This is a genomic window from Streptomyces sp. KR55 (assembly GCF_052245645.1).
In the GTDB taxonomy this organism is placed as follows: Bacteria; Actinomycetota; Actinomycetes; order Streptomycetales; family Streptomycetaceae; genus Streptomyces; species Streptomyces flavusporus.
The window spans coordinates 1-5,540 of record NZ_JBQQCE010000572.1; the positions used below are offsets into that span (position 1 = coordinate 1).

At 69.2% G+C, this 5,540-nt stretch carries 4 protein-coding genes and 1 pseudogene; all 5 read right to left on the minus strand.

What is annotated here, in order from left to right; genetic code table 11:
* Positions 1 to 1,441: glycerol kinase GlpK (gene glpK / locus ACTWQJ_RS45520; RefSeq protein ID WP_443312259.1), on the minus strand; the 1,441-nt coding region annotated here is incomplete at its 3' end.
* An 11-nt stretch (positions 1,442 to 1,452) separates the two neighbouring features.
* Positions 1,453 to 2,283, minus strand: a complete 831-nt coding sequence (locus ACTWQJ_RS45525) for an MIP/aquaporin family protein (RefSeq protein ID WP_443312260.1) — start codon at positions 2,281 to 2,283, stop codon at positions 1,453 to 1,455.
* A 2-nt stretch (positions 2,284 to 2,285) separates the two neighbouring features.
* Entirely contained in the window at positions 2,286 to 2,735 is a 450-nt protein-coding gene (locus ACTWQJ_RS45530) for a hypothetical protein (protein ID WP_443312261.1), read from the minus strand.
* 216 nt (positions 2,736 to 2,951) lie between these two features.
* Positions 2,952 to 3,914: a non-homologous end joining protein Ku gene (ku, locus tag ACTWQJ_RS45535; RefSeq protein WP_443312262.1), complete on the minus strand. Its 963-nt coding sequence runs from the start codon at positions 3,912 to 3,914 to the stop codon at positions 2,952 to 2,954.
* A gap of 216 nt (positions 3,915 to 4,130) precedes the next feature.
* Positions 4,131 to 4,486 (minus strand): annotated as a pseudogene (locus ACTWQJ_RS45540) (transposase); the annotation flags it as partial.
* Positions 4,487 to 5,540: the final 1,054 nt, after the last annotated feature.

Genomic DNA, 5,540 nt, shown 5'->3' on the forward strand with positions numbered 1-5,540 from the left:
CGTCGCTCCACTGCGGCTCCCACCGCTTCGACTCGTGCCAGTGCAGGCGGAGCTCGTCGGTGCTCTCCCAGAAGCCGGTGGCGAGCCCCGCCGCGTAGGCGGCGCCGAGCGCGGTGGTCTCGGCGACGACCGGGCGGCTGACCGGTACGCCGAGGATGTCGGCCTGGATCTGCATGCACAGGTCGTTGGCGGTGACGCCGCCGTCGACCCGCAGCACGTCGAGTGTTACCCCGGAGTCCTGCTCCATCGCCTCGGCCACGTCGCGGCTCTGGTAGCAGATGGCCTCCAGGGTCGCCCTGGCGAGGTGTGCGTTCGTGTGGAACCTGGCGAGACCGACGATCGCCCCCCGGGCGTCGGAGCGCCAGTAGGGCGCGAACAGGCCGGAGAAGGCCGGTACGAAGTAGATGCCGCCGCTGTCCTCCACCTGCCGGGCCAGTGTCTCGACCTCGGCGGAGGAGGAGATGATCCGCATCTGGTCGCGGAGCCACTGCACGGCGGACCCGGTGACCGCCATGGATCCCTCCAGCGCGTACACCGCCGGAGCGTCCCCGAACTGGTACGCCAGCGTGGTCAGCAGACCCTTGCTGGACCGGACGATCTCCGTGCCCGTGTTGAGGACCAGGAAGTTGCCGGTGCCGTAGGTGTTCTTCGCCTCGCCCGGGCGGAAGCAGACCTGGCCGACGGTGGCCGCCTGCTGGTCCCCGAGGACGCCGGTGATGGGTACGGCGGTGCGCAGCGGACGGGTGGTGCGGGTGGTCCCGAACGCCTCCGGGTGCGAGGACGGGTTGATGGCCGGGAGCATGGCGCGCGGGATGCGGAAGATGTCGAGCAGTTCGTCGTCCCAGTCGAGGGTCTCCAGGTTCATCAGCATGGTGCGGCTGGCGTTGGTGACGTCCGTGGCGTGGATGCCGCCGTTCGGACCGCCGGTGAGGTTCCACAGCACCCAGGCGTCCGTGTTCCCGAAGACGGCCCGGCCGTCCTCGGCGGCCTCCCGGACCCCGTCGACGTTCTCCAGGATCCATTTGATCTTTCCGCCCGAGAAGTACGTCGCCGGCGGCAGCCCCGTCTTGCGCCGGATGAGGTCGCCGTGCTCCCGCTCCAGCGCCGCGGCGATCGAGTCGGTGCGGGTGTCCTGCCAGACGATGGCGTTGTAGTACGGCTGACCGGTGCTGGGGTCCCAGATGACCGTGGTCTCCCGCTGGTTGGTGATCCCGATGGCCGCCAGGTCGGCGGCGGACAGGTCGCCCTGGCGGATGGCGTTCTGCATCGTGGAGTTCGTACGTTCCCAGATCTCCACGGGGTCGTGCTCGACCCAGCCGGAGCGCGGGAAGAGCTGCTCGTGTTCGAGCTGGTGACGTGCGACCTCGTTGCCGTCGTGGTCGAAGATCATGAAGCGGGTGCTGGTGGTTCCTTGGTCCACCGCGCCGACGAATTCAGGCATGGTCCTCCCTCTCACTCGTCCGGCGCGGGCACCCGGCCGGGCTCCTGCTCGGCGACCGGCAGGTGGGGGCTGATCAACAGGCGGTAGAGCAACGCCCCGACCAGGCCGCCGATCAGGGGTCCGGCGATCGGCACCCAGAAGTAGAGGTCGCCGTATTGATCACGCCAAGCGCCTCCGTAGCCCGTGAGGAACGCCGCCAGCCTGGGGCCGAGGTCACGGGCCGGGTTGATCGCGTAGCCGGCGTTGGTTCCCCAGGCCATGCCGATGGCGACAACGATCAGGCCGATGATGAACGGGGCCATGTTCGCGCCCGGCGGTGTGTTCAGCAGGTCGGTGACCGCGAAGATCAGCAGCACCAGCAGGGCAGTGCCGATGATCTGGTCACGGAAGGCCCCGAACTGGCTGATCGGGAGACCGCCGTTGCCCGGCAGGGTGGAGAAGACGATTTCCGTCTTGTCGGTGTGGCCGGGGTCGGCCTTCGCCAGCACCTCGCTGTAGTTCCAGCGCACCAGCAGGGCAGCGACAAAGGCGCCCGCCGTCTGGGCCAGCGCATACGGCAGGACCTTGCTCCACGGAAAGCCCTTGAAGGCCGCGAGCGCGAGGGTGACCGCGGGGTTGATGTGGGCGCCGCTGACCCGCGCCGCCACGTAGACACCGAAGACGACGCCGAGACCCCAGCCCCAGGCGATGCTGTCGTGGTCACCCAACCCACCGTCGGTCAGCGCGCCACCGGCGACGACCTGTGCGACGACACCGCATCCGAAGAGAATGAGGATCATGGTGCCGGCGAACTCGGCCGAGAGTTCGCCGACGAGGCGTGCTTTGGACGTAGATTCCGGCATGTTCACATCGTCCGCAGCGTGGGCGCGAGCGGCCTCCGCTGGCGGGCCAATCGGGTGAACCGGCACCCGGAGCCCGGCACCCGGAGCCCGGCACCCGGAGCCCGGCGCCCGGAGCCCGGCGCCCGGCGCCCGGCGCCCGGCGCCCGAGAATGGAACGGCCGGTCAGGCTTCGGCGGCATCCTCGGTACGACCTTCGGTGAACTCCCACCAGGTAGTAGTGGTGGACCCTGGCGGAGGATCTCCACCTGCGGCAGCCGCCGCAGGTGGGGCGGGGCCCAGGTGGCCCAGGCAGCGGTGAGGACCTTCTGGCCGTCTTGGCCGAACTCCTCGGCCCGGGTGATGACGGCCGCCTTCCCGCCCGGCAGCTTGCCGATCTCCACTCGGCGTCCGTACCGCTTGGCCCACTCCGGCTCGATCAGCGGAGCCAGCCAGGCGGGGGCGGCCTCGGCCAACTCCTCCAGAGCTGCTCGCAGCGTCTCTCCGACCAGCTCCAGGCGGCTAGGGTCCGCACCGCGGCCAGCACATGGGTGGCTATGACGTTCTTCAAACCGTTAATGCCATCCGGCGGCGCCCGGCGCGGGCGAGTGCGTCGATGAGCTGCTCCCGGCTCATCTTGAAGCGGTCGGCGATGTTCTGCTCGGTGGCCCGCTGGTACAGCTCTGCCTTGCTCAGCTGCCGCAGCTCGCTCTTGCCTGCACGGCGTTGGCTGCGGGATGCGGCCGATGCGCGGGCCGTCTTCGGCGGCGCCTTCCTGGCGGCGGTCTTCTTCGCCGCCTTCGCGGCAGGCTTGCGTGCCGCCTTGCGGGCCGGGGCCGGCTTCTCCTGCCGCGACCCGGCAGCCGCCACGGCCACCGCGGGCCTGGTCGATGCTGCCCTGCAGAACGTTCATCAGGTCGATGACGCTGGTGGGCCGCCGGCGGCTCCTCCGCCGCTGCGATCTCCTGGCCCTCGGCCTTGGCCTGCACCAGCTCCCGCACCTTCTCCTGGTAGGTGTCGTGGTAGCGGTCCGGGTCCCACGGCGAGCTGAGGGAGTCGATCAGCTGGAGCGCCATGTCCAGCTCCTTGCCCCTCCCGGCGTGGCCCGAAGGCCGTTCCGGCAGCTCCTTGCCGGGATCACAGACCTCATCAGCCCAGTGAAGGGTCTGGATCACCAGAACCTTGTCCTCCGCGCGCAGCGCGGTCAGGTACTGCTTGCCGCGCATCACGAAGGTGGCGATGCCGACCTTGTTCGCCTCCGCCAGCGCCGCCCGCAGCAGCTCATAGACCTTGGTGTACTCCTTGCCGCGCGGGACCACGTAATAGGTGCGGTCGAAGTAGACCGGCTCGATCTGCTCCAGGTCGACGAAGTCGCTGATCTCCATGGTCGGGGAGCGGCCCGGCGCGATCCGGTCCAGCTCATCGGGCTCCACGACCACATACTCGCCCTCGCTCACCTCGAATCCCATGACGATGTCCTCGGCATCGACTTCCTTGCCGGTGCGCTCGTTGACCCGGCGGTTACGGATCCGGTCCGCGGTGCCGCGCTGCAGTTGGTGGAAGCGGACGGTGTGGTCCTCGGTTGCGGTGAACAGGCCGACAGGCACGCTGACCAGCCCGAACGTGATCACACCCGTCCAGATCGCGCGTGCCATGACCACCCACTCCCATCCCTGCCCTGCCGGCGCACTTGTGGGATCTCACGAACCGCGTCACAGCCTCACGAGCTATGTCCCACTGGTGTCTCTTTCATGAGACACCGCAGGTCAGCGGCCCGCACCTCGTACACCAGCCCCAGAAGCCATGAAGGGTTGGACACGACCGTCGGGGCCCGGCATGAGGAGGCCAGTCCGCGCCCACAGCACTATGAGCCGGGCCCTTGTGTGGCAGAACGAACGGTCCGGGCAAGTCGCAGCGTCCGGCCGCAGCCACGGCGACACGTCCACCGCCAGGACCAGCCGGCCGTCTGCCGCCCGGGGCAGCGGCAGTTCGGCCAACGCCCGACGCAGACGGCTGATGTCGATCCGCCCCGGTTGAGTCCGCCGTAGAGGGCTCCGTGCCCTCGGCGGTGTTCCGGAGCGAGCGCGAGGTCGACCAGAGTCCGCACCGGCCCGTCCGTGCATAACAAGGCGTCGCCCCGCGCGCTCAGACACGCGTACAACTCCGACCGGAAGCGCGACACTTCCGCCAACGCATCCCCCAGGACGCCCTGATCCACCAAATTCATGACTACGGCCTTCGCGCTGCTCCTACGCCTGTGACGAAGCAAAGGATCAGACTCAAGTGGTGGCAGCCGTCGGCGCCCACCGCACCCGGAAAGCCGACCCGCCGGAACCCGAGTGCCTGCCAGCAGGCCCGCACTCCGGGCATCTGCCGCCCAGGACCTCGTCCGGCACTTCGCCGAGCAGTACCGCCGCGACGTCCGGCTTCCCTCCGGCAACTCGGCGCCGCACTGCTCGTACCGCCGAGCAGTCCGCCTGGTCATGCATCCAGGACGTGACCGGAGGTCCGATTGGGCGTTTGTGAATCGAGGTTCGTGTCTGCGTGCGCGGCGCACGGGCACTGCGTGGCTGCACCGCTGGGAGAACGGCGCAGCCGGGCGGGCGGTCCCGCGGGCTGCGCAGGCGCCGCCGGGGAATCGGGCCCGCCGCCCCGCCCGTCCGTGTGATCATCCTGCGGCTCATCCGGTTGCTGGCAGACCGCGGCGCCCCAGCAGCGCACCACCGGTCTCCCGAACAGCTCATAGACGCTCATCCAGGGAGGTCACGCACGACGACCGACACCGCCGCGAGGATCACGGTGGTCACCGCGATGCCGACTATCACCGACCGTCCGTTCCACGACGCCAGCCGCTCTCTCCCGCGTCCGCATACAGCGGCACCGCTGTGATCATCCGACTCAGAGGGGAGCCAGTAAGCTCCCGGCAAGGCCGCAAAGGGCTCCGCGTCGCCATCGCGAGCATCCACGCACTGCCCAACGAACGATCAAGGGATCAGAAACAGCCACTCGTGGCCCACCGCCTCACCGGCGAGGCCACCGTCTCCTGGCGCGACCCGCAAAGCGACATCAACCGCAGCTTCCAGGACGAAACACCGGGATAAAACGACCTCTTCAGACCCAACGGGCCGTCGGCGCAAATCAGTTGGCGCCGGTCCTAGCCGCTGACTCGTCTCTCCGGGACTTCTGACCGGGGCTTGCGGCGGCGCCCGTTTGGCTGGCTACGTCACCGCGGTCAGTGTCGCGTAGACCACGACGTTGCTCAGGTAGCCGGTGCGCTTGGT

What these genes read in the sequence shown, in the direction of transcription:
- ACTWQJ_RS45525 (WP_443312260.1), bottom strand. Translation starts at nt 2,283, where the DNA reads ATGCCGGAATCTACGTCCAAAGCACGCCTCGTCGGCGAACTCTCGGCC.
- ku (WP_443312262.1), bottom strand. Translation starts at nt 3,914, where the DNA reads ATGGCACGCGCGATCTGGACGGGTGTGATCACGTTCGGGCTGGTCAGC.